29 protein-coding genes are annotated in these 26,863 nt (G+C 69.2%); 23 read left to right on the forward strand and 6 right to left on the reverse strand.

Features of this window, described 5'->3' with window-relative positions; all coding sequences use genetic code 11:
• The first annotated feature begins 38 nt into the window (after window positions 1-38).
• From lepB (VV02_RS11795) to VV02_RS11835, 9 genes are all read left to right on the forward strand, one after another.
• Window positions 39-749, forward strand: coding sequence for a signal peptidase I (gene lepB, locus VV02_RS11795; RefSeq protein ID WP_052591729.1), 711 nt, complete (start codon window positions 39-41; stop codon window positions 747-749).
• Complete coding sequence (gene lepB / locus VV02_RS11800; RefSeq protein WP_083450527.1) at window positions 742-1,833, forward strand: signal peptidase I; 1,092 nt, start codon at window positions 742-744, stop codon at window positions 1,831-1,833. Before lepB (VV02_RS11795) ends, lepB (VV02_RS11800) begins: the two co-directional genes overlap by 8 nt.
• A complete protein-coding gene (gene lepB, locus VV02_RS11805) occupies window positions 1,830-2,684 on the forward strand; it encodes a signal peptidase I (protein WP_245633059.1) in 855 nt (284 codons plus the stop codon). The genes lepB (VV02_RS11800) and lepB (VV02_RS11805) overlap by 4 nt, the downstream gene beginning before the upstream one ends.
• On the forward strand, window positions 2,681-3,433 hold the full coding sequence (locus tag VV02_RS11810) for a ribonuclease HII (RefSeq protein ID WP_052591731.1): 753 nt from the start codon (window positions 2,681-2,683) through the stop codon (window positions 3,431-3,433). Before lepB (VV02_RS11805) ends, VV02_RS11810 begins: the two co-directional genes overlap by 4 nt.
• A complete protein-coding gene (locus VV02_RS11815) occupies window positions 3,430-3,753 on the forward strand; it encodes a DUF2469 domain-containing protein (protein WP_052591732.1) in 324 nt (107 codons plus the stop codon). Before VV02_RS11810 ends, VV02_RS11815 begins: the two co-directional genes overlap by 4 nt.
• Before the next feature lie 107 nt (window positions 3,754-3,860).
• Window positions 3,861-4,247, forward strand: a complete 387-nt coding sequence (locus VV02_RS11820; protein WP_052591733.1) for a YraN family protein — start codon at window positions 3,861-3,863, stop codon at window positions 4,245-4,247.
• The gene (locus tag VV02_RS11825; RefSeq protein ID WP_052591734.1) at window positions 4,244-5,779 is read left to right on the forward strand and encodes a YifB family Mg chelatase-like AAA ATPase; all 1,536 of its coding nucleotides are present in this window, start codon (window positions 4,244-4,246) and stop codon (window positions 5,777-5,779) included. The genes VV02_RS11820 and VV02_RS11825 overlap by 4 nt, the downstream gene beginning before the upstream one ends.
• Entirely contained in the window at window positions 5,776-6,921 is a 1,146-nt protein-coding gene (gene dprA, locus VV02_RS11830; RefSeq protein ID WP_052591735.1) for a DNA-processing protein DprA, read from the forward strand. The genes VV02_RS11825 and dprA overlap by 4 nt, the downstream gene beginning before the upstream one ends.
• Window positions 6,922-6,978: 57 nt before the next feature.
• The gene (locus tag VV02_RS11835) at window positions 6,979-7,881 is read left to right on the forward strand and encodes a tyrosine recombinase XerC (protein WP_052591736.1); all 903 of its coding nucleotides are present in this window, start codon (window positions 6,979-6,981) and stop codon (window positions 7,879-7,881) included.
• 280 nt (window positions 7,882-8,161) lie between these two features.
• Here the strand turns inward: VV02_RS11835 and VV02_RS26410 are convergent, their stop codons facing one another.
• On the reverse strand, window positions 8,162-8,917 hold the full coding sequence (locus tag VV02_RS26410; RefSeq protein WP_157063384.1) for a hypothetical protein: 756 nt from the start codon (window positions 8,915-8,917) through the stop codon (window positions 8,162-8,164).
• On the opposite strand from VV02_RS26410, the gene VV02_RS26415 reads away from it, so the two are divergent.
• Complete coding sequence (locus VV02_RS26415) at window positions 8,916-10,238, forward strand: DUF3152 domain-containing protein (RefSeq protein ID WP_157063385.1); 1,323 nt, start codon at window positions 8,916-8,918, stop codon at window positions 10,236-10,238. The two genes, VV02_RS26410 and VV02_RS26415, sit on opposite strands and share 2 nt — an antisense overlap.
• 12 nt (window positions 10,239-10,250) lie before the next feature.
• Here VV02_RS26415 and VV02_RS11850 read toward each other — a convergent pair whose 3' ends face one another.
• Window positions 10,251-10,775, reverse strand: coding sequence for a murein hydrolase activator EnvC family protein (locus tag VV02_RS11850; protein WP_052591739.1), 525 nt, complete (start codon window positions 10,773-10,775; stop codon window positions 10,251-10,253).
• A gap of 163 nt (window positions 10,776-10,938) precedes the next feature.
• Between VV02_RS11850 and VV02_RS26000 the strand changes: the two genes are divergently transcribed.
• Window positions 10,939-11,787 carry a DUF3152 domain-containing protein gene (locus VV02_RS26000; protein ID WP_083450100.1) on the forward strand — a complete coding sequence of 283 codons (849 nt, stop codon included), beginning with the start codon at window positions 10,939-10,941 and terminating at the stop codon, window positions 11,785-11,787.
• Complete coding sequence (locus VV02_RS11865) at window positions 11,748-12,515, forward strand: 3-keto-5-aminohexanoate cleavage protein (protein WP_083450101.1); 768 nt, start codon at window positions 11,748-11,750, stop codon at window positions 12,513-12,515. Before VV02_RS26000 ends, VV02_RS11865 begins: the two co-directional genes overlap by 40 nt.
• A 10-nt stretch (window positions 12,516-12,525) precedes the next feature.
• On the opposite strand, the gene VV02_RS11870 is transcribed toward VV02_RS11865, so the two are convergent.
• Window positions 12,526-13,686 (reverse strand): pyridoxal phosphate-dependent aminotransferase, encoded by a 1,161-nt coding sequence (locus VV02_RS11870; protein ID WP_052591743.1) that lies wholly within the window; start codon window positions 13,684-13,686, stop codon window positions 12,526-12,528.
• Window positions 13,687-13,952: 266 nt separating this feature from the next.
• Between VV02_RS11870 and rpsB the strand changes: the two genes are divergently transcribed.
• Together rpsB and tsf are read left to right on the forward strand one after the other, a co-directional pair.
• Window positions 13,953-14,927, forward strand: coding sequence for a 30S ribosomal protein S2 (gene rpsB / locus VV02_RS11875; protein WP_052591744.1), 975 nt, complete (start codon window positions 13,953-13,955; stop codon window positions 14,925-14,927).
• A 43-nt stretch (window positions 14,928-14,970) separates the two neighbouring features.
• A complete protein-coding gene (tsf, locus tag VV02_RS11880) occupies window positions 14,971-15,798 on the forward strand; it encodes a translation elongation factor Ts (protein WP_052591745.1) in 828 nt (275 codons plus the stop codon).
• 71 nt (window positions 15,799-15,869) lie between these two features.
• Here tsf and VV02_RS11885 read toward each other — a convergent pair whose 3' ends face one another.
• Together VV02_RS11885 and VV02_RS11890 are read right to left on the reverse strand one after the other, a co-directional pair.
• Complete coding sequence (locus VV02_RS11885; RefSeq protein WP_083450102.1) at window positions 15,870-16,910, reverse strand: alpha/beta hydrolase; 1,041 nt, start codon at window positions 16,908-16,910, stop codon at window positions 15,870-15,872.
• 144 nt (window positions 16,911-17,054) lie between these two features.
• Window positions 17,055-18,329 carry a low temperature requirement protein A gene (locus tag VV02_RS11890; protein ID WP_052591747.1) on the reverse strand — a complete coding sequence of 425 codons (1,275 nt, stop codon included), beginning with the start codon at window positions 18,327-18,329 and terminating at the stop codon, window positions 17,055-17,057.
• An 82-nt stretch (window positions 18,330-18,411) separates the two neighbouring features.
• Here VV02_RS11890 and pyrH point away from each other — a divergent pair, with 82 nt between their 5' ends.
• The 6 genes from pyrH (at window position 18,412) to VV02_RS11920 (ending at window position 23,015) form a co-directional block, all read left to right on the forward strand.
• Window positions 18,412-19,185, forward strand: a complete 774-nt coding sequence (gene pyrH, locus VV02_RS11895; RefSeq protein ID WP_083450103.1) for a UMP kinase — start codon at window positions 18,412-18,414, stop codon at window positions 19,183-19,185.
• 47 nt (window positions 19,186-19,232) lie between these two features.
• Window positions 19,233-19,799 (forward strand): ribosome recycling factor, encoded by a 567-nt coding sequence (gene frr, locus VV02_RS11900; protein ID WP_052591748.1) that lies wholly within the window; start codon window positions 19,233-19,235, stop codon window positions 19,797-19,799.
• 21 nt (window positions 19,800-19,820) lie between these two features.
• Window positions 19,821-20,717 (forward strand): phosphatidate cytidylyltransferase, encoded by an 897-nt coding sequence (locus VV02_RS11905; protein ID WP_052591749.1) that lies wholly within the window; start codon window positions 19,821-19,823, stop codon window positions 20,715-20,717.
• 1 nt (window position 20,718) lies between these two features.
• On the forward strand, window positions 20,719-21,885 hold the full coding sequence (gene rlmN, locus VV02_RS11910) for a 23S rRNA (adenine(2503)-C(2))-methyltransferase RlmN (RefSeq protein ID WP_052591750.1): 1,167 nt from the start codon (window positions 20,719-20,721) through the stop codon (window positions 21,883-21,885).
• A 42-nt stretch (window positions 21,886-21,927) separates the two neighbouring features.
• Window positions 21,928-22,575 (forward strand): LysE family translocator, encoded by a 648-nt coding sequence (locus VV02_RS11915; protein WP_052591751.1) that lies wholly within the window; start codon window positions 21,928-21,930, stop codon window positions 22,573-22,575.
• Between the two features lie 116 nt (window positions 22,576-22,691).
• Window positions 22,692-23,015, forward strand: a complete 324-nt coding sequence (locus VV02_RS11920) for an SH3 domain-containing protein (protein WP_052591752.1) — start codon at window positions 22,692-22,694, stop codon at window positions 23,013-23,015.
• An 18-nt stretch (window positions 23,016-23,033) separates the two neighbouring features.
• Here VV02_RS11920 and VV02_RS11925 read toward each other — a convergent pair whose 3' ends face one another.
• Window positions 23,034-24,128, reverse strand: a complete 1,095-nt coding sequence (locus VV02_RS11925) for an LOG family protein (RefSeq protein WP_052596896.1) — start codon at window positions 24,126-24,128, stop codon at window positions 23,034-23,036.
• Window positions 24,129-24,286: 158 nt separating this feature from the next.
• Here VV02_RS11925 and VV02_RS11930 point away from each other — a divergent pair, with 158 nt between their 5' ends.
• The 3 genes from VV02_RS11930 to VV02_RS11940 all read left to right on the forward strand — a co-directional run bounded on the left by VV02_RS11930 (window position 24,287) and on the right by VV02_RS11940 (window position 26,854).
• Window positions 24,287-24,730 (forward strand): hypothetical protein, encoded by a 444-nt coding sequence (locus VV02_RS11930; protein WP_052591753.1) that lies wholly within the window; start codon window positions 24,287-24,289, stop codon window positions 24,728-24,730.
• A gap of 130 nt (window positions 24,731-24,860) precedes the next feature.
• Window positions 24,861-26,057, forward strand: coding sequence for an AAA family ATPase (locus tag VV02_RS11935; RefSeq protein ID WP_052591754.1), 1,197 nt, complete (start codon window positions 24,861-24,863; stop codon window positions 26,055-26,057).
• Window positions 26,054-26,854 carry a phosphotransferase gene (locus tag VV02_RS11940; protein WP_218917402.1) on the forward strand — a complete coding sequence of 267 codons (801 nt, stop codon included), beginning with the start codon at window positions 26,054-26,056 and terminating at the stop codon, window positions 26,852-26,854. The genes VV02_RS11935 and VV02_RS11940 overlap by 4 nt, the downstream gene beginning before the upstream one ends.
• Window positions 26,855-26,863 lie beyond the last annotated feature (9 nt).

The raw sequence follows: 26,863 nt of genomic DNA on the forward strand, positions 1-26,863 counted from the left end.
CCGGTGCTCACAGCATCGGCGGCTAGTCTCGCCGAGAGATGACCGAGCACGTCGCTTCTGAGCGCATCACCACCGATGGCGTGGACTCCCCGGAGCCCACGCCATCGTCGCGTGTCGGGCGTCGGCGCTGGCCGATCCTGGTCCTGGCATTCCTCGCGCTGGTCGTGCTGACCCGCGGGCTGCTCGTCGAGACCTTCTACGTCCCCTCGGGCTCCATGGAGCCGACTCTGTCCGGTGGTGACCGGATCGCGGTCTGGAAGCCCGGCGCCGATGACGTACGCCGCGGCGACGTCGTGGTCTTCAACGGCACCAAGGCGTTCGGTCCGAGCCGCGAGACCAGCGAGCCGTCGGGGCTGTCGAAGGCGGTCCGGTCGGTGGGCGACGCGCTCGGATTCCGCTCCGGCGAGTCTGACTACGTCAAGCGAGTCATCGCGGTCGGCGGCGATCGGGTCCGGATGGACTCAGCCGGAAAGGTGTTCGTCAACGACACCGCGATCACCGAGCCTTACGCCCGCGTCCAGAGCGCTGGGCCACCGTTCGACGTCGCCGTGCCGTCCGGCCGGCTCTGGGTGATGGGCGACAACCGAGCCCAGTCCGACGACTCGCGAGGGCACCTCGGTGACCCGGGCGGCGGAACCGTGAAGGCCGATGATGTCGTTGGCAAGGTCGTGGGGCGATACTGGCCGCTGACCGACGTCGGGGGTCTGCCCTCAGACGCAGCACAGGACCGCGGGGGCAACCATGACTGACGGCGACAGGCCACCGCCTCGCGGTGCCAGCCGGCTGCCCAGCCGTCGCACCACCCCGCCGCAGGACGGCGGCGATACTCAGCCAGCCACTCCGGCGTCCGACGATGCGCCCACCGTCGGCATCCGCAGGGATCCGCTGCGCGACGACGTCACCCGGGCGATCCCGCGCTGGAACCCGGCCCGGGACAACGCCACGCTGCCGATCTCGCGAGACGCCGTGCGCGCGCATGGTGGCGAGCGGCGTACGACGCCTGAGGGTTCGCCTGCGGCGCACCCACTGCCGGGTGCACCGGCCACGCGAGCCGCGTCACCGCAGTCGCTCAACGGCTACTCGACCTTGCCCGGAGAGGGGTCGGTCGGGACGCCTGCCCCGCCCCAGACGCCCGATGCCGATGTCGAGGGGGAGGAGCCGGAGAAGGAACCCAAGCACGGGCGCACCTTCGTTCTCGTGCGCGAGCTCGCCATCGTCACCGTCATCGCGCTGACGCTGTCCCTGGTCGTGAAGACCTTCCTGATGCAGCCGTTCTGGATCCCGTCAGGGTCGATGAACAACACGCTGGTGCGCGGCGACCGTGTCGTGGTCAGCAAACTGACGCCCGGACCGTTCGACCTCAAACGGGGCGACGTCGTGGTCTTCTCCGACCCGGACAACTGGCTGGACGAGGCACCACCTAACCCGGGCCCGTTGCTCAAGGGCATGGAGTTCGTGGGGCTCTACCCGGCCGGGGACAACCACCTCATCAAGCGGCTCATCGGGTTGCCGGGCGACCACGTGGTGTGCTGCGACTCCAAGAAGCGCATCACGATCAACGGCGCACCCATCGAGGAGCCGTACGTCATGCCCGGCAAGGCGCCCAGCGACGACCCATTCAACATCCGGGTCCCGGAGGGCCGCGTCTGGGTGATGGGTGACCATCGCGACGACTCCGCCGACTCGCGCTACCACGACGACGGCACCGGGGCCGAAGGCTCCGTGCCGATCAGCAAGATCACCGGCCGCGCTGTGGCCATCGCCTGGCCACTTGGCAGGATGGGATGGTTGAGCGATTACCCCAAGACTTTCGACAAGGTGCCATCTTCGTGACTGACGACTCCTTCGGGCGCGCTTCCTCTGACACTGGACTCCCGCGCGCTGATCCTCCGAGCCCTGAGGATGCAGCGACGCGTGCCTCGCGGCGAGCTTCGGCAGACGGTGCGTCGCCGGCGCCCTCCACACCGCTCGAGCCCGTGACGGTTGCCGAGGGTGGTGACACCGACGAGCCACCACGTCCGCCGTCTCACCCGACCTTCTTGCACCGCCTGCGCGAGTACGCCGTCGTGGCGGCGATCGCCATCACGCTCGCCTTCCTGGTCAAGACGTTCTTGGTGCAGCCGTTCTGGATCCCGTCGGAGTCGATGGAGGACACGCTCATCACGGGTGACCGGATCATCGTCAACAAGCTGCCGGGCAGCACCAACGACCTCAAGCGCGGCGACGTCGTGGTCTTCGAGGACCCGGACCACTGGCTCGGCCAGCAGCCGAACACCGGTGCGATCAAGAAGGGCCTGCAGTTCGTCGGCCTGTACCCGGCAGGCGACCAGCACCTGGTCAAGCGCATCATCGGGCTGCCCGGTGACCATGTCGTCTGCTGCGACCAGCAGGGTCGCCTGACGGTCAACGGTGTCTCAGTCACCGAGCCCTACGTGCGCAAGGGTCAGAAGCCGAGCAACGAGCGCTTCGACATCACAGTGCCTGCCGGCAAGCTGTGGCTGATGGGCGACAACCGCGCCTTCTCCTTCGACTCCCGCGGTCACGACGGTGGCTCCGGCGGGCAGCGCGGTTCGGTGCCTGAGTCCGATGTCACGGGCAAGGCGGTCGCGGTGGTCTGGCCGCTCAACCGGTTCGGCGGTGTGGAGTCCCAGCACGACGTGTTCGCGAAGGTGCCCGCGCCGTGACGAGCCGCCGACCGAGTCTGCGCGTCGAGCGCTCCCTCCAGCGCGAGGGGCATCGCCTGCTCGCGGGCATGGACGAGGTCGGTCGGGGAGCGCTCGCTGGTCCGGTGTCGGTGGGTGTCGTGGTCATCGACGAGACCACCCGGACCGTGCCGCAAGGCGTCAAGGACTCCAAGCTGCTCAGTCAGCCCGCTCGCGAGCGGATGGTGCCCAAGGTCCGCCGATGGGCGATCGACTACGCCGTCGGCCATGCCTCGGCGCAGGAGATCGACGACGTCGGCATCATGGCCTGCCTTCGGCTGGCCGGCACGCGCGCACTGGCCCAGCTGACCGTCGTACCCGATCTGGTGATCCTCGACGGCAACCACGACTGGCTGACTGATCCAGGACGTGTCGGTCTGCTCGGTCTGATCGACGAGGGCCCGACGGTCCCGCCCGTCATGACGATGATCAAGGCCGATATGCGCTGCTCCTCGGTGGCTGCCGCCAGCGTGCTGGCCAAGGTCGAGCGAGACCAGATCATCACCGATCTCGGTGAGGGTCATCCGGTCTACGGCTGGTCCGGCAACAAGGGCTACTCAGCACCGGATCATCTCGCGGCGCTGGACGAGCACGGCTCCTGCGAGCACCATCGACGATCATGGCGCAGGTTCGTGCAGGAGGCCGAGCAACGATCGGGCCGCCCTGTGGCTGAGGATGTTGTCGAGGCCCGACCGGATGCACCGGTCGCGGTCGTGGAGGAGCTCGCGTGAGTGCCGAGGACCTGGAGAAGTACGAGACCGAGCAGGAGCTGCAGCTCTACCGCGAGTATCGCGACGTGGTCGGGCTGTTCAGCCATGTCGTGGAGACCGAACGGCGCTTCTACCTGTGCAACGAGGTCGACGTGCAGGTTCGGGGCGAGGGCTCCGAGGTCTTCTTCGACGTGCGGATGAGCGACGCGTGGGTCTGGGACGTCTACCGGCCGGCGCGCTTCGTCAAGAACGTCCGGGTGATCACCTTCAAGGACGTCAACGTCGAGGAGATCGCCAAGGCGGACATCGAGTTCCCCAAGGGTGAGAACTTCCCTCGCTGACGCTCCGTCCACATCCCGTGCCCGCTGACTTGGTCGTCCCCAGGCGCCGCTGAACCCCTCGCTCGACCGTGTGCCGCTCGGCCAACCTCCTCGCAGGAGGTGGTCCGATGGCACCCAAGACAGGCACGAGCGCCGCGCGACAAGCAGTGGGGCACTACGGCGAGAACGTCGCAGCCGGCTACTTGCAGGACAAGGGCCTGCGCATCGTGGAGCGCAACTGGCGTTGCGCGGCCGGTGAGATCGACATCGTGGCGTACGACGACGCCACGGCCTGTCTGGTCGTCGTCGAGGTCAAGACGCGACGGTCGGAGACCTACGGTTCACCGCTCGAGGCGGTGACCTGGTCCAAGGCCGCCCGGTTGCGCCGGCTGGCCGCGTCCTGGCTGGAGGAGCACCGGGCGCGACCTGCGTCAGTGCGCATCGACGTGATCGGTGTCATCCGTCCTCGACGCGGTCCGGCCCGGGTCACCCATGTGCAGGACGTGACCGCATGACCCTCGGATGCACCCGGTCGGTCGCCGTGACCGGTATCGAGGGCACCGTGGTCGCTGTCGAGGCGGATGTGGCCAACGGTCTGCCCGCGTTCATGGTCAGCGGGCTGCCCGATGCGGCGTGCGCGCAGTCGCCGGACCGAGTCAAGGCGGCCGTCGTCAACTCCGACCTCCGGCTGCCGCATCAGCGGATCACCGTCAACCTGTCGCCGGCGTCGCTGCCCAAGCAAGGTGCCGGGTTCGACCTGGCGATCGCGGTGGCGGCGCTGGCCGCGGGTGGGACGGTCCCAGCCGACCAGGTCGCCGAGGTGGTCCACCTGGGCGAGCTGGGGCTGGACGGAGCCGTCCGGCCGGTTCGAGGTGTGCTGCCAGCCGTGCTGGCCGCGGCGGAGGCCGGTGTGATGACGGTGGCTGTGCCGGTCGAGAACGCCGCGGAGGCTGCCCTGGTCGAGGGCGTACGAGTGCATCCGGTCCGTCACCTGGCCGACCTGGTGGCGCGCTATGTCGCGCAAGGACGCGGGCGGCCCGTGGAAGAGCCAGAGATTGTCCTCGGGCCCAACGAGCCACCGGAGTCGCCACTCGATCTCGCCGATGTCGCCGGGCAGCCGGAGGCGAGGTACGCACTCGAGGTCGCGGCGGCCGGCGGTCACCACATGTCGATGCTCGGGCCTCCCGGCGCGGGCAAGACGATGATCGCCGAGCGGCTTCCCGGTCTGCTTCCGCTCCTGGACCGCCCGCAGGCGCTCGAGGTCACGGCCGTGCACTCGGTGCTCGGCGTCCTCAGCGACGCGGTGCTGATCGAGCGGCCACCCTTCGTCGCGCCGCACCACGGGGCGTCGATGGCGGCGATCATCGGTGGCGGCTCGGGACGCGTCCGCCCTGGTGCCGTGTCGCGGGCGAGCAGTGGCGTGCTGTTCCTCGACGAGGCTCCGGAGTTTCGCCGCGACGTGCTGGATGCGCTGCGCCAACCACTGGAGTCCGGACGGGTCAGCATCGCTCGCGCCGATCGCAACGTCACCTACCCGGCCCGATTTCAGCTGGTGCTGGCGGCCAATCCGTGCCCGTGCGGCCAGGCGTACGGCAAGGGTCGCGGTTGCACCTGCTCGCCGTTGCGGCGCCGTACCTACCTCGCCAAGCTGTCCGGACCGCTGATGGATCGGGTCGATCTGCAGCTCACCGTGCAGCCGGTCACCAAGGCCGCGCTGCGAACGGGCCCAGGGGAGTCGTCCTCGCTCGTGGCCGAGCGGGTGGCGGTCGCCCGCGAGCGACAGGCTCGACGGTGGCAGATGCATCCCTGGCAGCTCAACAGCCAGGTGCCCGGCCCGATCCTGCGCTCCGAGGCATGGCGTCTGGAGCGCCGAGCGACCCGCACGATGGACAGTGCGCTCGAGCTCGGGACGCTCACGTTGCGTGGCTACGACCGCGTGCTGCGTATCGCCTGGACACTCGCCGACCTCGCGGGACGGCCATGTCCGGGGGAGGGCGAGCTGATGACCGCCCTGAGCCTGCGCTCTCAGCAGGTGGAAGCCGCATGACGACCATCGAGCCGGGGGCCGTGGACCCACTCGCTGCCGAACGAGCCGCTCGCATGACGTGGGCACGGTTGGTCGAGCCGCGTGAGGACAAGGGCCGCCCGCTGATCGCCGAGCACGGACACCTCGGCGCGCTGGCGCGGGTGCGTCACGACCCGACCCTCCTCGGCCGGGCGGCGGTGGCCCGCCTCACGGCGTTCGACCTGTCGCGTGAGCTGCGCGCCGCAGACCTCGTGGAGGCACGAGTGCTCATCCCAGGGGATCCGGAGTGGCCGCTCAGCCTCGATGACCTGGCGCTGCCTCCTCATTGCCTCTGGGTACGGGGGCCTGCTGATCTGCGAGCCGTCACCGAACGCAGCGCGGCAGTCGTCGGTGCGCGCACGGCGTCCGCGTACGGTCGCCAGCTGGCAGCGGAGATCAGCGCCGGCCTCGCCGGGCGGGGGTTCACGATCATCTCGGGCGCGGCGTTCGGCATCGATGCGGCGGCCCACCACGGAGCCCTCGCCGTCGATGGGCTGACGGTGGCTGCCCTGGCTTGTGGGATCGACCGGGCGTACCCGGCGGCCCACACCAACCTGTTGAAGGAGATTCTCGAGCGTGGTGCCGTGGTGACGGAGATGCCGCCGGGGTCGGCTCCGATCCGCACCCGGTTCCTGGATCGCAACCGCGTGATAGCAGCGTTGAGCCTCGGCACGGTCGTGGTCGAGGCGGGTCTGCGGTCCGGATCGCTCAACACAGCACGGCACGCCGCCGAGTGTGGGCGCTACGTCGGTGCGGTGCCCGGTCCGGTCACGTCCGTCACCAGCGCCGGTACGCATGAGCTCATTCGCACCCGTGAGGCCGAGCTGGTCACCGATGCGGCGGAGGTCGCCGAGCTGCTCGGAGTGATGGGAGACGATCTGGCGCCGGCACGCCGGGGGCCGGATCGTCCTGAGGACCGCCTCGGCCGCAAGGAGCGCACCCTCTGGGAGGCGCTGCCCGCCAGTCGTGGCGCACCACTCAGTCGGCTCGTTGAGGCGACCGGGATGTCAGCCTCGGATGTGCTGCAGGCGCTCGGTTCGCTCAACCTGATCGGGATGGCGGTCCGTGATCGCGGTGGCTGGCGTAAGCCACCTGAGCCAAAGCTCGAGGACACGTCGCCATGACCCGTGGGCGGTGCGGCGGTCCCCGGAGACCAGGGTCGCTCGGGATAACGTCGTCAGGTGGATCACGCCGTGCTCGCCGACTTCGAGCGACACCTGCGCGCCGAGCGCGGCCTGTCCGAGCACACGATGCGTGCCTACATCGGCGACGTCACCGCGCTCGCGGACTTCGCCGCCGATCGAGAGCTGACGAGCTGGCAGGACATCACGCTGGCGGACCTGCGGTCCTGGCTGGCGGCGATGGACGGCACCGGCGCCTCCCGGGCGACGCTCGCTCGGCGGGCGGCAGCCGCCCGCACGTTCTTCCGCTGGACGACGCGGTCCGGTACGACCTCTCAGGACCCGTCGCTCCGGCTCGTCGCGCCGCGACGCTCTCGCGCCCTGCCCGGCGTACTGAAGCAGCAGGATGCCAGCGCCCTCCTCGACGTCGCCGCCGTGGCCGCCGATGACGATGACCCGGTGCATCAGCGCGACAGAGCGGTGCTGGAGCTGCTCTACGCCAGCGGCATCCGCGTGAGCGAGCTCACCGGGCTGGACGTGGATGCCATCGATCTGCGTGAGCGCACGGTCCGAGTGATCGGCAAGGGTGACAAGGAGCGCACAGTGCCGTTCGGGATCCCCGCCGAGCGCGCCCTGATCGTCTGGCTGCAGCAGGGCCGGCCCCGGCTAGCGACCGCGCAGAGCGGCCCCGCCGCGTTCCTCGGCCGCCGCGGCAGACGGCTGGATCCCCGTCAGGTCCGTGAGGTCGTGCATCGGATGCTGGCCCATGTCGCGGACGCTCCCGATCTCGGCCCGCACGGTTTGCGGCACAGCGCGGCGACTCACCTGCTGGAGGGCGGCGCGGACCTGCGGCAGGTCCAGGAGCTGCTCGGTCACGCCAGCATGGCGACGACCCAGATCTACACCCATGTGTCCGTCGACCGGCTGAGGAGATCCTTCCGACAGGCCCACCCTCGTGCGTGAGTCCTCTAAGGTTGCGGGTTGTGAACAACGCGTGGTCAGACTCCGAGCCACGCGATGAGCGTGCTTCGGACATGGCCAACGGGTCAGGTCGTGGACGTGAGCTCACATTGACGCTGTTCCCGGCTCCTGGGGAGCTGACCGTCGCCCAAGGTCTGCAGCCGATTGTGCTGCGCCGACGAGTGACCCCGGACGAGTTCGAAGCCCCCTCAACAGAACTGAGCCTCGGGCCGTCGTGGGATCCGCCGCCGTCCGGCCGCAATGGTCGAGCGAGCGCGTCGACCTACGCGACGACCAGCAGTCGCGCTCTGAGCGTGGCGCGGCCCATGGTGGATGCACTCCGGCACGCGCTCCCGACGCCGCGCCCGACCAGCCGTACGGATGCTTTCGGACAGCGGTTGCCCAGATCAGCGCCGGTCGGACTCGCACCCAGCGGATCGTCCTCGTACAGCTGGTTCGAGGCCGCCACCAACGTCACGCCGGCCGGGCCGGAACGGGTCGCGCCGCTCGAACGCGCGCCGCTGCCGCTCTCCCCACGATTCGACCAGCCGTCACTTCCGTCGTCTCCGCTCCCGGCGGCCCGCCCTCCGTCGCCCCCGCCGGTCCAGGCCGGCCCGACGTCGGACGCCCAGGGCACGCCGACCTTTTCGCACACCCCGCCGGTCTCGCCGACCTTCTCGCACACCCCGCCGGTGCCGCCAACCCCGTCGTTCTCGCCGGCGCCATCGACCCCGCCCGCGCCGGTGTTCCGGCCAGCCGCGCCGCCCGCGGTCGAGCAGGCCGCTCCCAGGCCGGCACCCGTGGAGCCCCCGCCACCCGCCTTGACTTTGCCACCGGCGAGTCGTCGTCCCGAGCCTGCCGATCCGGCCGGATCGTCCAGCTGGTCCTCGTCACCGACCTCGACCGGACCGACAGCGACTGGACCGACAGCGTTTGCCGCAAGCCCGGACTCCTCGCCCGCGTCGTCGGCCACGAAGTACACGCCGCTGCTGGCTACGACCAGCCTGAAGATCACCCAGCCGGTGGCAGCGCGTCGCATGTCCGACCCGGCTCGTACGACAACATCTCCGGAAGCGCCCGCCCCCGCGGTGGCGGAGGGCGCAACGGCGCCGACCCGGCGGGTGGGGCTCTCGATGCGCGCGGAGGACAGCGAGCCGGTGCGGCTGACCCGGTTGGCGCCCGATCCGGCCACGCTGCCGCGGTCCGCGCGAGACCACGCCGCCGCCCCGCGTCGTACGAGCCTCGCGTCGTCCGTGCCCTCGGGATCGAGGGCGATACCTGAGGCTTTCGCGCCAGATCGGGGCGAGGACTCGACCCAGCTCTATACACCCCGCAAGCCGCGGCCCGTGCCCGAAGCCAAGGGTCAGGAGTCGGGTCGTGCGGCGACCCGGATGAGCCGGTCCACTATGGGCCCCGACGCGCCGCCGGATCGAGCCTTCGAGTCCGTGTCCCGGACCGCGCCCAAGACCGTCGCACCCGCGCCGAGGGTTCCGACGCCTCAGGCGCCGTCCGCGGCATCCCAGGGTCCGAGCATCGTTCGAGCCACGCCGCCGGCGTTCAAACAGACCTCGAGCCCGAGCGCGCCAGTCCCGCCTCAGCGTGTCGACGACGTCTATGACGACGAGGACGACTACCCGGTCGGCGGCTGGGGCAAGGGTCTTCTCGCGGGCGCGTTGGTCCTGACCGTGGCCAGCGTCGGCGGCTACCTCGCGTTCCACGGACTCGACGCCCAGCGGGCGGCGCCCAACACGGTCGAGCCGCGCTCCAGCACGTTGCTGCCCTCCTCCGATGGTTCGGGCAAGACATCGAGCGGCGCCTCGGCCCCCGGCCTGGTGCCCGTCCTCGTGCCAGGTGCCGACCGCACGAGCAGCGCCAAGGCGGTGACCTACTCGCTCGAGATCGACAAGAGCGTGGGTGCCGGCTCCGCCGAGATCGCCCGCAAGGTCGGTGAAGTGCTCAGGGATCGACGCGGGTGGGAGAACAAGGGCGACCTGCGCTTCCAGCAGGTGCCGCCCAGCAAGCTCCAAGCCGGGGTCAAGCCGCAGCTGCGCATCATCATCGCCAACGCCGCGACGGTCGACCGTCTCTGCGCGCCGATCGGCGTGCCTGAGGACTCCTCGTGCGGGGGCGGTGGCAAGGCCGTGCTGAGCCTGGATCGCTGGCAGCAGGGCAGCCAGGCCTACAAGAACGACCTCGACGGATTCCGGACCTACCTGATCAATCACCAGATCGGGCACGCGATCGGTCGAGCACACGAGGCGTGCGGTGGCACCGGTGAGTACGCGCCGGTGATGGCCGAGCAGAGCAAAGAGCTGCAAGGCTGCAAGCCCTGGCCCTGGCCGGTCCGCCCGAGCGCCTGACGCGCCAGCCCGTCAGCCCAGCGGCAGCAGCACCGGACGCCGAGCGCCCAACAGCTGCAACGGATCTCGATAGGTGTCCGGGGCAGTCAACAATCCCCAGTGCAGGCATGCCCCGGGCGCGCAGTGGCTCCCCGACGTTGCGAGATGTCCGATCGTGCTCCCCGCGGCGAGAGTCGTGCCCACGTTGACCCGTGAGTCCAGCGGCTCGTACGTCGTGCGCCAACCCCCGGAATGCTCCACGGACACGACGCCACGACCGGCGATGACGCCGGAGTACACGACGCGCCCTGCCCCGGCGGAGCGTACGACCTGACCCGGATGGCCCCGCAGGTCGACGCCGCGATGGCCGGGGGACCAGGGCAGGGGCGGCGGCTCGAAGGCACGCACGACCTCCGGCTGTGGATCCAGCGGCCAGACGTAGCCGTGCGCCGGTGCCGGGCGGCCCGGCGCCGCGGATGAGCCGGCGATCGACGACGAACCGACGGATAGCACGGCGGTCGCGGCCGCGAGCAGGGCGGCAATCAGGGTGGCATCCATGCCTCGGATGGTGCTCGCTTCGACCAGGCGGGGCGAGCTCGGCAGCGGACCCTGTGGACGACGGCCATGGGCGGGCCGGGGATGTGGACGTGACCCACGACACGTGGACCGGGGCACCGTGCACGTCCCACGTTCGCGCGCGGCGCGTTCCTAGAATCCGAACATGTCACCCCAGCCGCCGACCAGGTTGCGCGGCGCCGCGCCCTCGACGTCGGACGCCGCGGGCCAGCTACGGGTCCGCCGCACCCTTGCGGCGGTCGCCGTCACCCTCGCACTCGCCAGCTCCCTCCTCGGCGCAACGCGCGATGAGAGCAGCGCGGCCGGGCCGTCACCGAGGGCCACCGGGACATCGACATCCGCCCCGGCGCCTGCCGGATCGCCGACCAGCAGCACCGGGCAAGGTTCACCGACGCCGATATCGTCTGCGAACGGTCAGGCAAGCCCGTCACCGTCGGCCGTTCCTGATCACGGCGACGGTCGGGTGTCGCCGGTGCTGGTGCCGGGTGGCGACAGCACGGTGGAGGGCAAGGAGGTGACCTACGCCTTGGAGGTCGAGGGCGGCCTGGGCATCGATGAGAAGGACGTCGCGACGACCGTCGGCTCCGTCCTTCGAGACGCGCGCGGCTGGCAGGCGCAGGACCACGTCCGCTTCGTGCAGGTGACGCCGAGGCAGCGCGCAGCCGGCACCGTCCCCAAGATCGTCATCTCGCTGGTCAGCCCGGCGAAGGTCGACCAGCTGTGTGCCCCGCTGGAGACCGGGGGCCTGTGGTCCTGTGCCAACAAGGACCGCGCGGTCCTCAACTACCGGCGCTGGGTCGACGCGACGCCGAGCTACGGCGGCAAGGTTGCGCCCTACCGGATCTACCAGGTCAACCACGAGGTCGGTCACGAGCTCGGTCATGCCCACGCGAGCTGCCCCGCCAAGGGGAGTCCCGCTCCGGTGATGCTGCAGCAGTCGATGGGACTGGGCGGATGCCTGCCCAACAACCTGCCGACGGTTACCCGGGGCTGAGCATGCTGCAGGCGTGCGTCAACGGCAGTCGCCCGCCGCGGGACCATCCGGCAATCCCGTTCTCCCCGAAGCAGATTGGCGCCGATGCTGAGGCATGCATCGCAGCCGGCGCCACCGAGCTGCACATCCATCCCAAGGCGGATGACGGCGCCGACACCATGGACGCGGAGGTCGTTGCGGCCGTCGTCACCGCCGTACGCGAGCGCCTCCCGGGCACGCCCATCGGTGTCACCACCGGAGCGTGGATCGGCGACGCCGACCACAGACTGGGTCAGGTACGTCAGTGGACCGTGCTGCCGGACTACGCCTCGGTCAACTGGCATGAGGACGGCGCCGAGGACCTCGCGGCGCTGCTCATCGAGCGCGGTGTCGGCGTCGAGGCCGGCTTGTGGACCGTCGATGCCGTACGCCGATGGGTCGCCTCGCCGGTGCGAGACCAGTGCCTGCGCGCCCTGGTCGAGCTGCCCGACGGTCCGCCCGAGGACGAGGTGCCCGCTCTCGCGGAGCAGATGCTGGCCCCGTTGCGCGAGTCCGTGCCGGTCGGTTTGATCTTGCTGCACGGCGAGGGTTCGTCAGCCTGGCCCGCGATCGGCTACGCCGGCTGGGCGGGCCTCGACACGCGAATCGGCTTGGAGGACACGCTCGTTCGGCCGGACGGTGCGGTCGCCAAGGACAATGCGGAGCTGGTGATCGAGGCGCGCCGGCAGCTCTGGCAGGGCTACCCCTGACCGAGGGGACCTAGACGGCCAAGGCGCCCAGACAGCGTACGGCGTCGTGCAGCACCTCGTCCTTCTTGCAGAACGCGAAGCGCACCAAGGTCCGCGCCGCGTCCTTGTCGTCGTGGAACACCGAGACCGGCACCCCGACGACCCCGCAGCGCTCCGGCAGCTCCCAGCAGAAGTCGACGGCATCCGTGGCCCCCAACGGCGCGGCGTCGGCGATGACGAAGTAGGTGCCCGCCGGGCGGCTCACCTGGAGACCTGCCTGCTCGAGGCCCTCGATCAGCAGGTCGCGTTTGCCGGCCAGAGACGCCGAGAAGCCTTGGTAATAATCATCATTCAGGCCCAGCCCTACGGCGATGGCGGGCTGGAACGGCCCGCTCCCGACATAGGTCAGGAACTGCTTCACCGTCCGGCACGCGGTGACCAGCTCAGCCGGGCCAGTCAGCCACCCGACCTTCCAGCCGGTGGTCGAGAAGGTCTTGCCGCCCGAGCTGATGGTGATCGTGCGCTCGGCCATGCCGGGCAGCGTCGCGACCGGGATGTGCTCGGTGCCGTCGAACGTCAGGTGCTCGTAGACCTCGTCCGTGACGACGTACGCGTCGTGCTCGCGAGCGAGCGCGCAGACCAGCTCGAGCTCGGCTCGGGTGAAGACCTTGCCCGTCGGGTTGTGCGGCGTGTTGAGGAGGACAAGCCGTGTACGGGGGGAGAACGCCGCGCGGAGCGACTCCTCGTCGACGGCGAAGTCAGGGAACCGGAGCACGCTCGTACGCCGGACCGCGCCGGCGAGCGCGATGGTGGCGGCGTAGGAGTCGTAGTAGGGCTCGAAGGTGACGACCTCGTCGCCCGGCTCACAGAGAGCCAGGATCGCGGACGCGATGGCCTCGGTCGCGCCCACGGTGACCAGCACCTGGGTGTCGGCATCGACCTCGAGCCCGTAGAAGCGCTGCTGGTGCGCCGCGATCGCCTCGCGCAGGATGGGAAGTCCGGTGGGTGGCGGGTACTGGTTGAATCCGTCGCTGATCGCCTGGCGTGCGGCCGCCAGGACGGGGGCGGGGCCGTCGGTGTCCGGAAAGCCCTGGCCGAGATTGATCGCGCCGGTGCGTGCGGCAAGCGCGGACATCTCTCCGAAGATCGTCGCGCCGAAGCCCTGCATGCGGTCCACGAGAGGCGTCGTCATGGGCAGAGGCTAACTGGCCGATTTCCGCGTCAGGACGCCTATCCCGTACGCTGGAGGTACGACTCGTGTGCGCTCATCTAGATCGGGTGTTGTCGCGGGTCGAATTCGCGCGTCCTCCTCCGGCTGCCTTTGCCGGGTCGCGCTCCCCACAGTCCGGGGTGGCCAGCCAGCCACCGCGGGAGGGACGGGTCAGGACGCCAGGCTTCACGACCACCACCGGTGGGCGTGGGAACAACTGGAATCACAACGAAAGGCAGACCGCCACCATGGCCGTCGTCACCATGCGCCAGCTCCTCGAGAGCGGCGTCCACTTCGGGCACCAGACCCGTCGCTGGAACCCCAAGATGAAGCGCTTCATCATGACCGAGCGCAACGGCATCTACATCATCGACCTCCAGCAGTCGTTGACCTACCTCGCCGACGCGTTCGAGTTCATCAAGGAGACCGTTGCCCACGGCGGCACGATCCTCTTCGTCGGCACCAAGAAGCAGGCGCAGGAGTCGATCGCCGACCAGGCCATGCGCGTCGGCATGCCCTACGTCAACCACCGTTGGCTCGGTGGCATGCTCACCAACTTCAACACCGTCAGCAAGCGTCTCGCCCGGCTCAAGGAGCTCGAGGAGATCGACTACGACGACGTCGCCGGCTCGGGCCGCACCAAGAAGGAGCTCTTGGTGATGAAGCGCGAGAAGGACAAGCTCGAGCGCAGCCTCGGCGGTATCCGCGACATGGCCAAGGTGCCCTCGGCGGTGTGGGTCGTCGACACCAAGAAGGAGCACCTCGCGGTCACTGAGGCGCGCAAGCTCAACATCCCGGTCATCGCGATCCTGGACACCAACTGCGACCCCGACGAGGTCGACTACAAGATCCCGGGCAACGACGACGCGATCCGCTCCGTCACGCTGCTGACCCGCGTGGTCGCCGACGCCGTGGCGGAGGGCCTCATCGCCCGTTCGCAGGGCAAGTCCGGTGACGCGGCTGAGGGCGAGGCCACGGTCACCGAGCCGATGGCCGAGTGGGAGCGCGAGCTGCTCGCGTCCGACGCTCCGGCCGCGGAGACCACTGAGGCTCCGGCCGAGGCTGCCGCGACCGAGGCTCCGGCCGAGGCTGCGGTCGAGACGCCGGCCGCTGAGGCGACCGAGGCCCCGGCCACCGAGGCTGCGGCCACCGAGACCCCGGCCGCTGAGGCGACCGAGGCCCCGGCCGCTGAGGCGACCGAGGCTCCGGCCGAGCAGGCCTGACACCCCTATCTGCTGACTCTTCGAGAAGGAGAAACGCACACTCATGGCGAACTACACCGCCGCTGACATCAAGACGCTGCGCGAGCAGACCGGTGCCGGCATGCTTGATGTCAAGAAGGCTCTCGACGAGGCTGACGGCGACCACGCCCAGGCCACCGAGATCCTGCGTGTCAAGGGTCTGAAGGGTGTCACCAAGCGCGAAGGTCGCTCGGCCTCCAACGGCCTCGTGGCCGCCAAGGTCGAGGGCAACGTCGGCACTCTGGTCGAGATCAACTGCGAGACCGACTTCGTGGCCAAGGGCGCGAAGTTCGTCGAGCTGGCCCAGCGCGTGCTGGACCAGGCTGTTGCCTCCAAGGCTGCCGACGCCGACGCGCTGCTGGACAGCGAGCTGGACGGCCAGTCGGTCCGAGAGGTGCTCGACGGCGCCAACGCGACCATCGGCGAGAAGATCGAGATCAAGCGGGTCGCGCGGCTCGAGGGCGACACGGTCGTGGCTTACCTGCACAAGACCAGCCCCGACCTGCCTGCGCAGATCGGTGTCCTGGTCGCGACGACGGGCGGCGACGAGCAGGTTGCTCGCGACATCGCGATGCACGTGGCGGCCTTCAGCCCGACCGTGCTGAACCGCGACGAGATCGATGCCGAGACCGTCGAGAACGAGCGTCGGGTTGCCGAGGCCACGGCCAAGGAAGAGGGCAAGCCTGAGCAGGCGCTGCCCAAGATCATCGAGGGTCGGGTCAACGGCTACTTCAAGGACAACGTGCTGCTCGAGCAGCCGTTCGCCAAGGACAGCAAGAAGACCGTCGCCAAGGTGGCCGAGGAAGCGGGCGCGACCGTGACCGGCTTCGCTCGGTTCAAGGTCGGGGTCTGACCTCACTCACGCACCACACACGTACGCCGGTCGCCCACTCGGGCGGCCGGCGTACGTGCGTCTGCGGGGGCTTAGGAGATGTCGGCCATGATCTTGCCGATGTCCTTGGCGAGCGCCATGTTCCAGCAGCCCTGGTTGTGGCCGCCGTCGCAGGTGTAGCCGCCGTAGGACACGTTGTGCCCGTACATCTCCCAGTAGTGGGGGATACCAAGCGCCGTCAGCCGGCCCGCCAGGGTGTTGGTGGCGTTACCTGCGCCGCGCTCGATGACGGCGCTGACCGGGTCGGTTGTGCCGAGGCCGTCGCCGGCGTACAGCGAGATGCCGACGCCGCGGAGCTGGTCGGCGTGCCGCACGGGGTTCTCGCTCTTCCAGACGGTGTCGAACGGCCAGATCGGGTTGCCGAACGCGCCGAGCGCGGGGAGACCCTCTTGGACGAGGCTGCCGGTCACGGCCGTACGGATGGCCTGGTCCTCCAGGTCGACTCCGCCGGAGTAGCTCGAGACGTGGTTGAACAGGTTGGGGTGCTTGAACGCGTAGTGCAGCGCTCCGTAGCCGCCCATCGACAGGCCGGCGATGGCCCGGTGCGCCTTGTCCGGCTTGGTCCGGAAGTTCTCGTCGATCCAGGGGATCAGGTCGTCGACGTGGTACTTCTCCCAGTTCTGGGCGCCGGCTGACTGGTCGACCCAGTTGGTGAACCAGCCGGCCTTGCCGCCCTCGATGCTGACCAGGATGACGCCCTTGCCGGCGGCGATCTTCTCGGCGTCGCCGGGTGCGCCGGTCCACTGCTGCTCGGTGCCGCCGTGGCCGTGCAGCAGGTAGAGGGTCGGGTAGGTCTTGCTCGAGGTGAGGTAGTCCTCGGGCAGGGTGACGCGCACCGCGAGCTGGCCGAGGAACGTCACCCTCCCGTCGGCGTTCGGGTCGGTCATGGTGATCTCGTACGTCCGGCTCAGGCCGAGCTTCTCCGGCCCGAAGACCTCGCCGACGGTGATGTTGTGCCCGTTCTTCAGCGGCGGCAAGTCAGCAGCACGGGCGGGAGCCGAGCCGATCGCGATGAGGGCGACGGCTCCGGCAGCCACGAGAGCGGTACGACGAGGCGTACGACGGTCTGTCATTTCGGGTCCACCTTCGGTCCAGGGAATCGGTGCTGTACCCAGCAGATCCCACGGCTAGGCCCGTGTCACCACTGCGCGCGTAAATGTTTATCCAATATTGGCGAGTGCCGTAAACATTGTTCGAACATCTGGAGACTGAGGCGCTCATTCGTCGCCGGCCAGCGCCTCAGCCTGGTGCCGGTGTCCGAGTAGTTCATAGCCGACGACGCTGACCAGCGGCGCGGCCATCAGCACCAGCAGGCACACGCTCATCGAGACATCGCGCGCGGCGAGCCAGATCGCGAGTGCGATCACCACGGCGGTCCCGACGAGCAGGACGAGATGCAGCGGGTCGGAGCGGCGTACGAGATAGGTGTAGAGCGCGTAGACCAGCAGCACGAACACGGCAACCGGGACGGCAACCGCCACGACGGCGCCGAGGGAACCGATATGGACGAAGCCCGCCTCGGGCGCACCGTGCTCGTGCTCGACGACGTACGCCGCCACGTGCAGTCCGGCACCCACGGCGGCGATCGCGGCGAACAGCGGCATGTGGCCATAGCCCCAGATGAAGGATCGCTCACGGTGCCTGTGCAGCACCGTCCCGGACGGCATGACGAAGTACACCCACCACATACCGAAGGTCAGCCCGATACCGGCTGCGGCGACGTAGACCGCACCGGAGTCCCAGCCGCCGGCCGAGGTCGCGCCGACCGATGCGACGGTCCCGATGACGCCCTCGCCGAGCGTGATGATGGCCAGCAGGCCGTAGCGCTCGGCGATGTGGTGGGCGTGCCACGGTGTGCCGCCCATACGCGTCTCTGCGATCGCGGGGCCAGCCAGCTCGACGAGGATGAGAGGCGCCGCCACGAGGAAGAACACGCCCGTCGGGAGGTCCGCCACAGCGGTGTAGATCCAGCCGACCTGGGCGATGACGAGGGTGGCCGCATAGGTCAGGCATGCGCGCATGTCCCCTGGGCACTGTCGCGCGGCCCGGAGCCACTGCGCCAGCATGGCCACCCGCATCACGACGTAGCCGAGCACCATGACCGAGTTGTCGAGGTGGTCGCCGTGCTCCAGAGACGCGAACATCCGCGGCAGGCCGAGCGTGAGGATCACCACACCGACCATCTGCACCATCGTGGTGACGCGGTAGATCCAGTCGTCGGTGTCGTACGCCGAGGCGAACCACGAGAAGTTGATCCACGCCCAGATGACGCCGAACATCGCGAAGCCGAACCCGACGAGACCCACCGAGAGGTGATCGGCCGCGATGGCGTGGGCCATCTCCTCGCCGGCCTTACCGAACGCGACCACGAAGGTGAGGTCGAAGAGCAGCTCCAGCGGGGTCGAGGCCCGACCTTCTTCGTGCGGGTCCCGGCCACGCATGGGAGAGAGGCGGTGCGCGAGGGACGTGGGCATGGCTGGTTCGGCGGACATCGGCCACCCTTCGTGAAGTGATGCGGGTCGGCACCATGATGGGCCCCGGGGCGCGGTGGGTGGACGAACCACCGCCGTAGGTATGGAAGACTGCGTCGATCCCTGCACACGCACCGCTGGAGGCGACGTGACCCTTGAGACCGACCGTACGTACACGAGGGTCTTGCTCAAGCTCTCTGGGGAAGTCTTCGGCGGCGGGCAGGTCGGCGTCGACCCGGATGTCGTCAAGAGCATCGCGCAGCAGATTGCGGCCGCGGCACGCTCAGGCGTACAGATCGCCGTCGTGATCGGCGGTGGCAACTTCTTCCGCGGCGCCGAGCTGCAGACCAAGGGCATGGACCGGGTCCGGGCGGACTACATGGGCATGCTCGGCATCGTCATGAACTGCCTGGCGCTGCAGGACTTCCTCGAGAAGGAAGACATCGACACCCGCGTGCAGACCGCCATCACGATGGGCCAGGTCGCCGAGCCCTACATCCCGCGTCGGGCCATCCGACACATGGAGAAGGGCCGGGTCGTGATCTTCGGCGCCGGCATGGGCATGCCGTTCTTCTCGACCGACACCGTCGCCGTGCAGCGCGCGCTGGAGAGCCGGTGCGAGATCGTGCTCGTGGGCAAGAGCGGTGTGGACGGGGTTTACACCGCCGACCCCAAGAAGGACCCCAACGCCACCCTGATCGAAGAGCTGACCTACCAGGAAGCCGTCGAGAAGGACTTGCGGGTGATGGACCAGACCGCGTTCGCGCTCTGCGCCGAGAACAAGCTGCCGATGGTCGTCTTCGGAATGGAGGGCGAGGGCAACATCACCCGTGCCCTGCAAGGTGAGAGGATCGGCACACTGGTGGCGCCGGCCTGATCCGTCGTACACACCTCGCTCAACCGAATCAAGGGAGTCGCACGACCATGGACGGCAGCATCGACGACAGCCTCTTCGCGGCCGAAGAGAAGATGGAAAAGGCCGTCGAGGTCGCCAAGGAAGACTTCGCGAGCATTCGTACCGGTCGAGCCAACGCGGCCATGTTCAACAAGCTCACGGTCAACTACTACGGCGCCCCGACCCCGCTGCAGCAGCTGGCGTCCTTCCAGACGCCGGAAGCCCGCACGATTCTGGTCCAGCCGTTCGACAAGGGCGCGATGACTGAGATCGAGAAGACGCTGCGTGAGTCCGACCTCGGCGTCAACCCGAGCAATGACGGCAACGTCATCCGCATCATCCTTCCCCAGCTCACCGAGGACCGCCGCCGGGACTACATCAAGCTGGCCCGGTCCAAGGGCGAGGACGCCAAGGTGTCCATCCGCAGCATCCGGCGCAAGGCCAAGGAAGAGATCGACCGTTTCGTGAAGGACGGCGATGTCGGCGAGGACGACGGTGCGCGTGGTGAGAAGGAGCTCGAGGCGACCACCCGGAAGTACGTCGAGCAGATCGATGACCTCCTCAAGGGCAAGGAAGCCGACCTGCTCGAGGTCTGAGGACCCGCAGCAGGTTCGTTCATGTCCGCCGCGACTCCCGGCCCGGCATCCCGTCGCGAAGCGCGCGGCGGGGTGACTGGTTCCACTCCCGGCACCACGTCCAACCCGACGCCCAAGGCAGGCCGCGACCTGCCGATGGCCATCGGTGTCGGCCTCTTTCTCGGTGCTCTCGTCCTGGCTTCCCTGCTCGTGCGCAAGGAGCTGTTCGTCGTGCTCGCGACGGCGGCCTCCATGGTTGCGGTGTTCGAGCTGCTGAACGCGCTGTCGAAGGCCAAGGTCCACCCGCCGACGATCCCGACGCTGGCCGCGTCGGTCGCGATCCCGGTCGTCGCGTACGTCTGGGGCCCCCGAGTCCTCGCCCCGGCCATCGTGGTCGGAGTGCTGGCCATCCTCGCGTGGGGCGCCGCAGAGGCCAATAGTCCCGATGCCGTCAAGGACGTGGCCGGCGGTGTGCTGATCACGCTCTACGTCCCGTCGTTGGTCGCGTTCGCGATGATGCTGCTGGAGCCCGACGACGGCGTCGCGCGGATCGTCACCTTCGTCATCGTGACCATCTCCAGCGACATCGGCGGCTACGCGGTGGGTGTGATCGCGGGCAAGCACCCGATGGCGCCCACGGTGAGTCCCAAGAAGTCCTGGGAGGGCTTCGCCGGCTCCGCGGTCTCGTGCATCGTCGCCGGTGCCGTCTGCGTCATGTTTGCGCTCGACGGCGACTGGTGGGCCGGTGCACTGCTCGGTGCGCTCGTCGTGGTCGCGGCCACGGTCGGCGACCTGTGCGAGTCGATGATCAAGCGCGACCTCGGCATCAAGGACATGAGCAATCTCATTCCCGGTCACGGCGGCCTGATGGACCGACTCGACTCCCTCCTGCTCGCCGCTCCGGTGACGTGGGCCGTCCTGACCCAGTTCGTGAGCTGACATGACCACTGACTTGCCCGATCCGAGCCGGCGTCCGACGCCCGGCCAGCTGACGTTCTCCGCTCCGCGGCGCGGCAAGCCGCCGAAGCACCTCGCGGACCTCGATCCCGGCGAGCGCAAGGCGGCCGTGGAAGCCTTGGGGCACAAGGGTTTTCGAGCCAAGCAGCTGTCCACGCACTACTTCGAGCGGCTGGTCGCCGACCCGGAGGAGATGACCGATCTCCCAAAGGCCGCCCGCGAGGAGCTGGTCTCCGGGCTGCTGCCACAGCTGCTGACTCCCGTGCGTGAGCTGCGCGCCGACAAGGGCGCGACCATCAAGCAGGTCTGGCGGCTGTTCGACGGTGCGCTGGTCGAGTCGGTGCTGATGCGCTACCCGGGTCGGGTCACGATGTGCATCTCCAGTCAGGCCGGCTGCGGCATGAACTGTCCGTTCTGCGCGACGGGCCAGGAGGGCCTGACGCGCAACCTGTCCACGGCCGAGATCGTGGAGCAGGTCGTGGCCGGAGCGCGTGCACTGCGCCACGGTGACCTGGCCGGCGATGCCGGGGACGACGAGGTCGACTCGCCGCTGCGGGTCTCCAACGTGGTGTTCATGGGCATGGGGGAGGCGTTGGCCAACTATCGCCAGGCGATCAACGCCATCCGCAGGCTGACCGATCCCGCACCCGACGGCCTGGGCATGTCGGCTCGCGGCATCACCATGTCGACGGTCGGGCTCGTGCCGGCCATGGACAAGCTGACCGCCGAAGGCATCCCGGTGACGCTCGCGCTGTCGCTGCACGCACCGGACGACGAGCTGCGCAACGAGCTCGTCCCGATCAACACCCGCTGGACGGTCGATGAGGCCCTGGACGCGGCGTACCGCTACTACAAGGCGACCGGCCGTCGGGTCTCCATCGAGTACGCCCTCATCAAGGACATCAACGACCACGGCTGGCGGGCCGACCTGCTGGGCCAAAAGCTCAACCAGCGCGGCAAGGGATGGGTGCACGTCAACCCGATCCCGCTCAACCCGACACCCGGGTCGAAGTGGACGGCCTCGCGACGCGGCGTCGAGCAGAACTTCGTCGAGCGGCTGCGCTCACACGGCGTCCCGACGACCGTGCGCGACACCCGCGGCTCGGAGATCGACGGCGCCTGCGGGCAGCTCGCGGCGTCCACCGCCTGAATACTCCTCGCGCCGCTCCGGCCGCCGAGCGACACTGCTTCCATGCCCAGCTCCAGCCAGTGGCTCGCCTTCGTCGTGGCCACGATCCTGTTCATCCAGGTCCCGGGACCGAGCCTGCTCTTCACGATCGGTCGCGCCCTCACCGTCGGTCGGCGTGACGCGCTGCTGTCCGTGCTCGGCAACGCGCTCGGCCTCCAGGTCCAGATCATCGCGGTGGCGGTCGGCCTCGGCGCGGTGGTCGCGGCGAGCGCCACGGTCTACTCCGTCCTCAAGCTCGCGGGCGCGGCGTACGTCGTGTGGCTGGGCATCCAGGCCATCCGGCACCGCAGTGACGCACGGGCGGCGATGGAGCAGCAGGACGATGGGGCCGCCACGCACCGATCGGGGTCGCGGTCGGTCTGGACGGGTGTCGTCGTGGGCGCGACCAACCCCAAGACCGTCGTCTTCTTCGTCGCCTTCCTGCCGCAGTTCATCAACTCCTCCGCGGGTCACAGCGGTCTGCAGATCATGCTCATGGGCCTGGTGTTCTGTGGGGTCGCGATCATGTCCGACACCATCTGGGCGCTGGGTGCGAGCAAGGCTCGGGACTGGTTCGCGCGCAAGCCGAAGCGGCTGGACACGCTCGGTGCGACCGGCGGCCTCATGATGATCGGCCTCGGTACGACGATGGCGGCTGCCGAGCGCAGCTAGCGGAGGCGTATCGAGACCAAGGGCCGGCAGGAAATGTAGCGAGTGTGTAGGGATCTCGTAGAGGCCCTCTGGATGGTTGTCCTCATCCCAAGCCCCTCCGTTTTAAGGACATCGACATGAAGCGCACTATCGCTGCGGCTTGCGTGCTCGGCGCCGGCCTCACGTTTGCGGCCACGAGTACCGCGTCGGCCGCACCATCGAGCGCGACCCTGGCCTCGTGCACGATCAACTCCACCAGCACCGTGACGGCGTCCGCGTTGCGCGTCCGCAACGCTCCCAACGGATCCACCGTCGTTGGTCTGCTCTACCGCGGCACCACGGTGCACATCTGCTCGTCGGGCAAGAGCGCGGGCGGCCACTACTGGATGTACGGCTACGGCAACAACGGCGGCACCAGGGTCACCGGTTGGATGGCGGCGGACTACCTCGCCCTTCCCTGATCGATCGCGCCCGTCTGCTCAGCGGGTCCCGACCAGCTCAAGGGCTGCTCGGGGCCCGTCGACCAGGTGGATCGAGTCGGCCATCGGCCGACCCTTGGCCAGCGCGACGAGCAGGTCCCAGACCGGCACCTGCTGCGTCCAGTGCTCGCGCCCGACCAGCACGAGCGGTGGTGCCGTGGCCTCGTCCTGCGCGTAGTACAGCCGCGTGACGACCTGGAAGATCTCCTGCACCGTGCCAGCCGCACCAGGCAGGACCAGCACACCGGCATCACAACGGGCCAGCAGGATGTCCTCGCGCAGCGCGTTGGAGAAGAACTTGGCCACCGCGGTCGCGAAGAGGTTGGGCGGCTCGTGCCCGTAGAACCAGGTCGGTACGCCGACGCTGCGTGCCGGACCATCTGCCGCGTGGTCGCGGCGCACGTCCCAGGCCAACCGCGCCCACGCCTCGATCGAGGGCCGGAACGACGGGACGGCCGCCAGCCGGTTGAGTGAGTCCGCCAGCGCGGCCTCGGTCAGGCACATCGCGCCGAGGTTGGTGGCCTCCATCGCGCCCGGACCGCCACCGGTGGCGACGAGCAGACCGCGGTCGGCCAGGGCGTGGCCTAGCTGGGCCGCCTGGGCGTATGCCGTGCTGCCGCGCTCGACGGCGTGACCGCCCATCACGCCGACGACCTGACGTCCCTCGATGAGCTCGTCGAGCGAGTCCCTCATCGAGTGGTCATGGATCGCGCGCAGCAGTGTGACGAAGGCGTCCCGCGTGAGGTGGGCATCGCGCGACCAGGCGTACGCGCGCGCGTCGGGAGTGGCGGCGTACCCCTCGGTGAGGAGACCGGCGTACAGCTCGGTCGGGTCGTAGAGCCGCGCGCGATAGGGGTCGATCGGCGCCGACGGGTCGGTCGGAAAGATGGTGGCGCCCTGGAGACGCAGCTCGTGCTCCAGCTCGGGAGTGAGCTTGCCGCCGAGCACGACCAGTCCGTGTGCGTGGCCCGCGAGGAGGAGGGCGCCTTCGGGTCCGGTGAGGTCCAGTCCCTGCAGGCGCAGGCCCTGCAATGAGCGCCCTGACTCCAGTACCTCGTTCAGGGCATCAAGAGTCTCTATCTCGGTGCTCGGCATGGCGACATCTTGCCTGGTGGACACTTCATCACGGTCCGGTGACGCGATCACTGTCGTATCCAACCTCTTTCGCACCTCGCACGTCTGACCGGGTGCCGACGGAGATGTCGGCATCACTCGGGGACCGCGGTCGAAAGGCCGCAGAAGGAGCACGACCAATGAAGCGTCTTGTCACGACCATTGCCCTCACCGCCGCCGTTGGCGCAGGCATGCTGTCCATGGCCGACACGGGTTCGGCGGCCACGTCCGCGCCGAAGGCCGCGACCTCGTACGTCGTCATGGCCAAGACGCCGGCGTCGACCACGCCGAATGCGGCCACCAAGGCCGCGATCGTGCGCGCCATCGAGCGCAGCCCGCTGCTCGGTGAGGTGCCGCCCACCGGGATCGTGGTGAGCCAGATCAAGGTGTCCACGGTCAACCCGACCTGGGCCTCGGCGCTGATCCAGCCCAAGAACAGCGACGTCGACCCCGCCCAGGTGCTGCTGCACAAGACGTCGAAGGGCTGGACCGCTCGCGACCTGGGCACCGACCAGATCGGCTGTGGCCTGGTCGCCAAGAAGGTCCGCGCGGACCTGGCGCTCTGGGACAACTGCGCCGCCTGATCGTCACCTGAGTCTTCTGGACGAGACTCCTCCTCCGGCCGACGTCGCAGGCTCCCTCGGTCCGGCGTCGTCGCAGGCTCCCTCGGTCCGGCATCGTCGTCTCGTCGGACCCGGGCTTTAGGTTGAGCCCATGCTGACGACCGTTGCCGTCTCCGGATACCGGTCTCTGCGTGACGTGGTCGTGCCGCTGCACGGCTTGGACGTGGTGACCGGTCCCAACGGCAGCGGCAAGTCCAGCCTTTACCGCGCGCTGCGCCTGCTGGCCGGGTGCAGCCGCGGTGAGGTCATCGGGTCGCTGGCCCGCGAGGGAGGTCTGACCTCGGCCCTGTGGGCAGGACCGGCCTCGCTCGACGGCGCTCGCAAGCGCGGCCACGAGGTCCAGGGCACAAAGCGCAAGGGGCCGATCAGTCTCCAGCTCGGGTTCGCCTCGGACGACTTCGGCTACCTGATCGATCTGGGCCTTCCCGTTCAGGCGCCGGGCTACGAGTCGGCGTTTCTGCGAGACCCGGAGATCAAGCGGGAGGTCGTGTGGAGCGGCCCCGTGATGCGACCAGGCTCAGTGCTCGTACGCCGGCGCTGGTCGGTGGTCGAGACCCGCGACGGGCGCGGCTGGCGTGAGCTGTCGCGAGGCGTTGCGCCGTGGGACAGCATGATCACCGAGCTGGCCGACCCGCAGCAGGCGCCCGAGCTGCTCGCCGTCCGCCGGATGATGCGCGGCTGGCGCTTCTACGACGGCTTCCGCAGCGACGCTGATGCCCCGGCCCGCCAGCTGCAGGTCGGCACCCGCACTCCCGTGCTGGCCGACGACGGCCACGACCTGGCGGCCGCGCTGCAGACGATCCGCGAGAACGGCCAGTCTGGGCTCGATGAGGCCGTCGCTGACGCGTTCGAGGGCGCGCGGTTGGACGTCGCCGTCATCGACGGCCGATTCGAGGTGCAGCTGCACCAGCCCGGGATGCTCCGACCGCTGTCCGTGGCCGAGCTCTCCGACGGCACCCTGCGCTACCTCCTGTGGGTCGCCGCACTGCTGACCATCTCGCCGCCACCGCTCATGGTGCTCAACGAGCCCGAGACGTCGTTGCACCCGGCGCTGCTCGGCCCCCTGGCGCGGCTGATCAAGGAGGCGGCGACCTACACGCAAGTGCTCGTCGTCTCCCACTCCCAGGCACTCATCGAGGCACTCGGGATCATCGACGACGACGGTGCGCCGACCGGACTCGGCACATCGGCTCGAGCGTTGCGACTGTCGAAGGACCTGGGCGAGACAGCCGTCGAGGGCCAGGGCATGCTGACCACACCGGACTGGACATGGGGGAGCCGTCGATGACCGAGGTACCACTGCCCGGAGGGGACGTCACCGAGGGTGTCGTGCGGGTCGACGACACCGTACGCCGGCCGCTCGGTCCTCATTCGCCGCTCGTCCACGCGGTGCTGAATCACCTTGAGAACGTGCGCTTCTCGGGCGCTCCGCGATTCTTCGGGATCGATGGCAAGGGCCGGGAGACCCTCACGTTCGTTGACGGCGAGGTCGCGGTTCGCCCGTGGCCCGGCTGGGTCGCCGACGAGGCGCGGATCATCTCGGTGGCAAAGCTGGTCAGGGCGTTCGACGACGCGATGGAGCCGTTCGGCGTGCCCGATGACCTCATCGGACACACTCAGCGTCCTGAGCCGGACGGATGTCCGCCTCGAATTCCGTTGCCGCAGAACCTGATCGGACACCAGGACGTAACACCCGAAAACGTCGTGTTCCGATCCGGGCAGGCACACGCGCTCATCGACTTCGACATGCTCCGGCCCGCAGCGCGGGAGGAGGAGGTCGTCAATGTCCTGCTCTGGTGGGCACCCCTGATGCCGCCTGATGACCGGGAGTCGGCGCTGAGTGAGGTCGACGCCATGCGACGGGTTCGGCTCATCGTCGACGCCTACGGGCTTGCCGAGCGAGATCGCCTGCCAGAGCTGATTATTCGGATGAACGAACGCGCCTGGTTCCTCATGCGCTGGCGTGCGCAGACGCAGGGCGGCGGCTGGCAGCGCATGTGGGACGAAGGCGTGGGAGACGTGATCGAGCGTCGTACGACCTGGTTGCGTGAGCGGACCGACGAGCTCGGCGAGGCTCTCGGCTGAGCCGCGTCG

The organism is Luteipulveratus mongoliensis (assembly GCF_001190945.1).
Classification (GTDB): Bacteria; Actinomycetota; Actinomycetes; order Actinomycetales; family Dermatophilaceae; genus Luteipulveratus; species Luteipulveratus mongoliensis.

Coding starts and splice junctions, on each gene's coding strand:
- dprA (WP_052591735.1), top strand. CDS start 5,776: ATGACGACCATCGAGCCGGGGGCCGTGGACCCACTCGCTGCCGAACGA.
- frr (WP_052591748.1), top strand. CDS start 19,233: ATGGACGGCAGCATCGACGACAGCCTCTTCGCGGCCGAAGAGAAGATG.
- lepB (WP_083450527.1), top strand. CDS start 742: ATGACTGACGGCGACAGGCCACCGCCTCGCGGTGCCAGCCGGCTGCCC.
- VV02_RS11935 (WP_052591754.1), top strand. CDS start 24,861: ATGCTGACGACCGTTGCCGTCTCCGGATACCGGTCTCTGCGTGACGTG.
- VV02_RS11940 (WP_218917402.1), top strand. CDS start 26,054: ATGACCGAGGTACCACTGCCCGGAGGGGACGTCACCGAGGGTGTCGTG.
- VV02_RS26415 (WP_157063385.1), top strand. CDS start 8,916: ATGTCCGACCCGGCTCGTACGACAACATCTCCGGAAGCGCCCGCCCCC.
- VV02_RS11890 (WP_052591747.1), bottom strand. CDS start 18,329: ATGTCCGCCGAACCAGCCATGCCCACGTCCCTCGCGCACCGCCTCTCT.
- lepB (WP_052591729.1), top strand. CDS start 39: ATGACCGAGCACGTCGCTTCTGAGCGCATCACCACCGATGGCGTGGAC.
- VV02_RS11930 (WP_052591753.1), top strand. CDS start 24,287: ATGAAGCGTCTTGTCACGACCATTGCCCTCACCGCCGCCGTTGGCGCA.
- VV02_RS26410 (WP_157063384.1), bottom strand. CDS start 8,917: ATGCGACGCGCTGCCACCGGCTGGGTGATCTTCAGGCTGGTCGTAGCC.
- VV02_RS11865 (WP_083450101.1), top strand. CDS start 11,748: ATGCCTGCCCAACAACCTGCCGACGGTTACCCGGGGCTGAGCATGCTG.
- VV02_RS11905 (WP_052591749.1), top strand. CDS start 19,821: ATGTCCGCCGCGACTCCCGGCCCGGCATCCCGTCGCGAAGCGCGCGGC.
- rpsB (WP_052591744.1), top strand. CDS start 13,953: ATGGCCGTCGTCACCATGCGCCAGCTCCTCGAGAGCGGCGTCCACTTC.
- pyrH (WP_083450103.1), top strand. CDS start 18,412: ATGGAAGACTGCGTCGATCCCTGCACACGCACCGCTGGAGGCGACGTG.
- VV02_RS11925 (WP_052596896.1), bottom strand. CDS start 24,128: ATGCCGAGCACCGAGATAGAGACTCTTGATGCCCTGAACGAGGTACTG.
- VV02_RS11850 (WP_052591739.1), bottom strand. CDS start 10,775: ATGGATGCCACCCTGATTGCCGCCCTGCTCGCGGCCGCGACCGCCGTG.
- VV02_RS11920 (WP_052591752.1), top strand. CDS start 22,692: ATGAAGCGCACTATCGCTGCGGCTTGCGTGCTCGGCGCCGGCCTCACG.
- VV02_RS11870 (WP_052591743.1), bottom strand. CDS start 13,686: ATGACGACGCCTCTCGTGGACCGCATGCAGGGCTTCGGCGCGACGATC.
- VV02_RS26000 (WP_083450100.1), top strand. CDS start 10,939: ATGTCACCCCAGCCGCCGACCAGGTTGCGCGGCGCCGCGCCCTCGACG.
- VV02_RS11885 (WP_083450102.1), bottom strand. CDS start 16,910: ATGACAGACCGTCGTACGCCTCGTCGTACCGCTCTCGTGGCTGCCGGA.
- rlmN (WP_052591750.1), top strand. CDS start 20,719: ATGACCACTGACTTGCCCGATCCGAGCCGGCGTCCGACGCCCGGCCAG.
- tsf (WP_052591745.1), top strand. CDS start 14,971: ATGGCGAACTACACCGCCGCTGACATCAAGACGCTGCGCGAGCAGACC.
- VV02_RS11915 (WP_052591751.1), top strand. CDS start 21,928: ATGCCCAGCTCCAGCCAGTGGCTCGCCTTCGTCGTGGCCACGATCCTG.
- VV02_RS11820 (WP_052591733.1), top strand. CDS start 3,861: ATGGCACCCAAGACAGGCACGAGCGCCGCGCGACAAGCAGTGGGGCAC.
- VV02_RS11825 (WP_052591734.1), top strand. CDS start 4,244: ATGACCCTCGGATGCACCCGGTCGGTCGCCGTGACCGGTATCGAGGGC.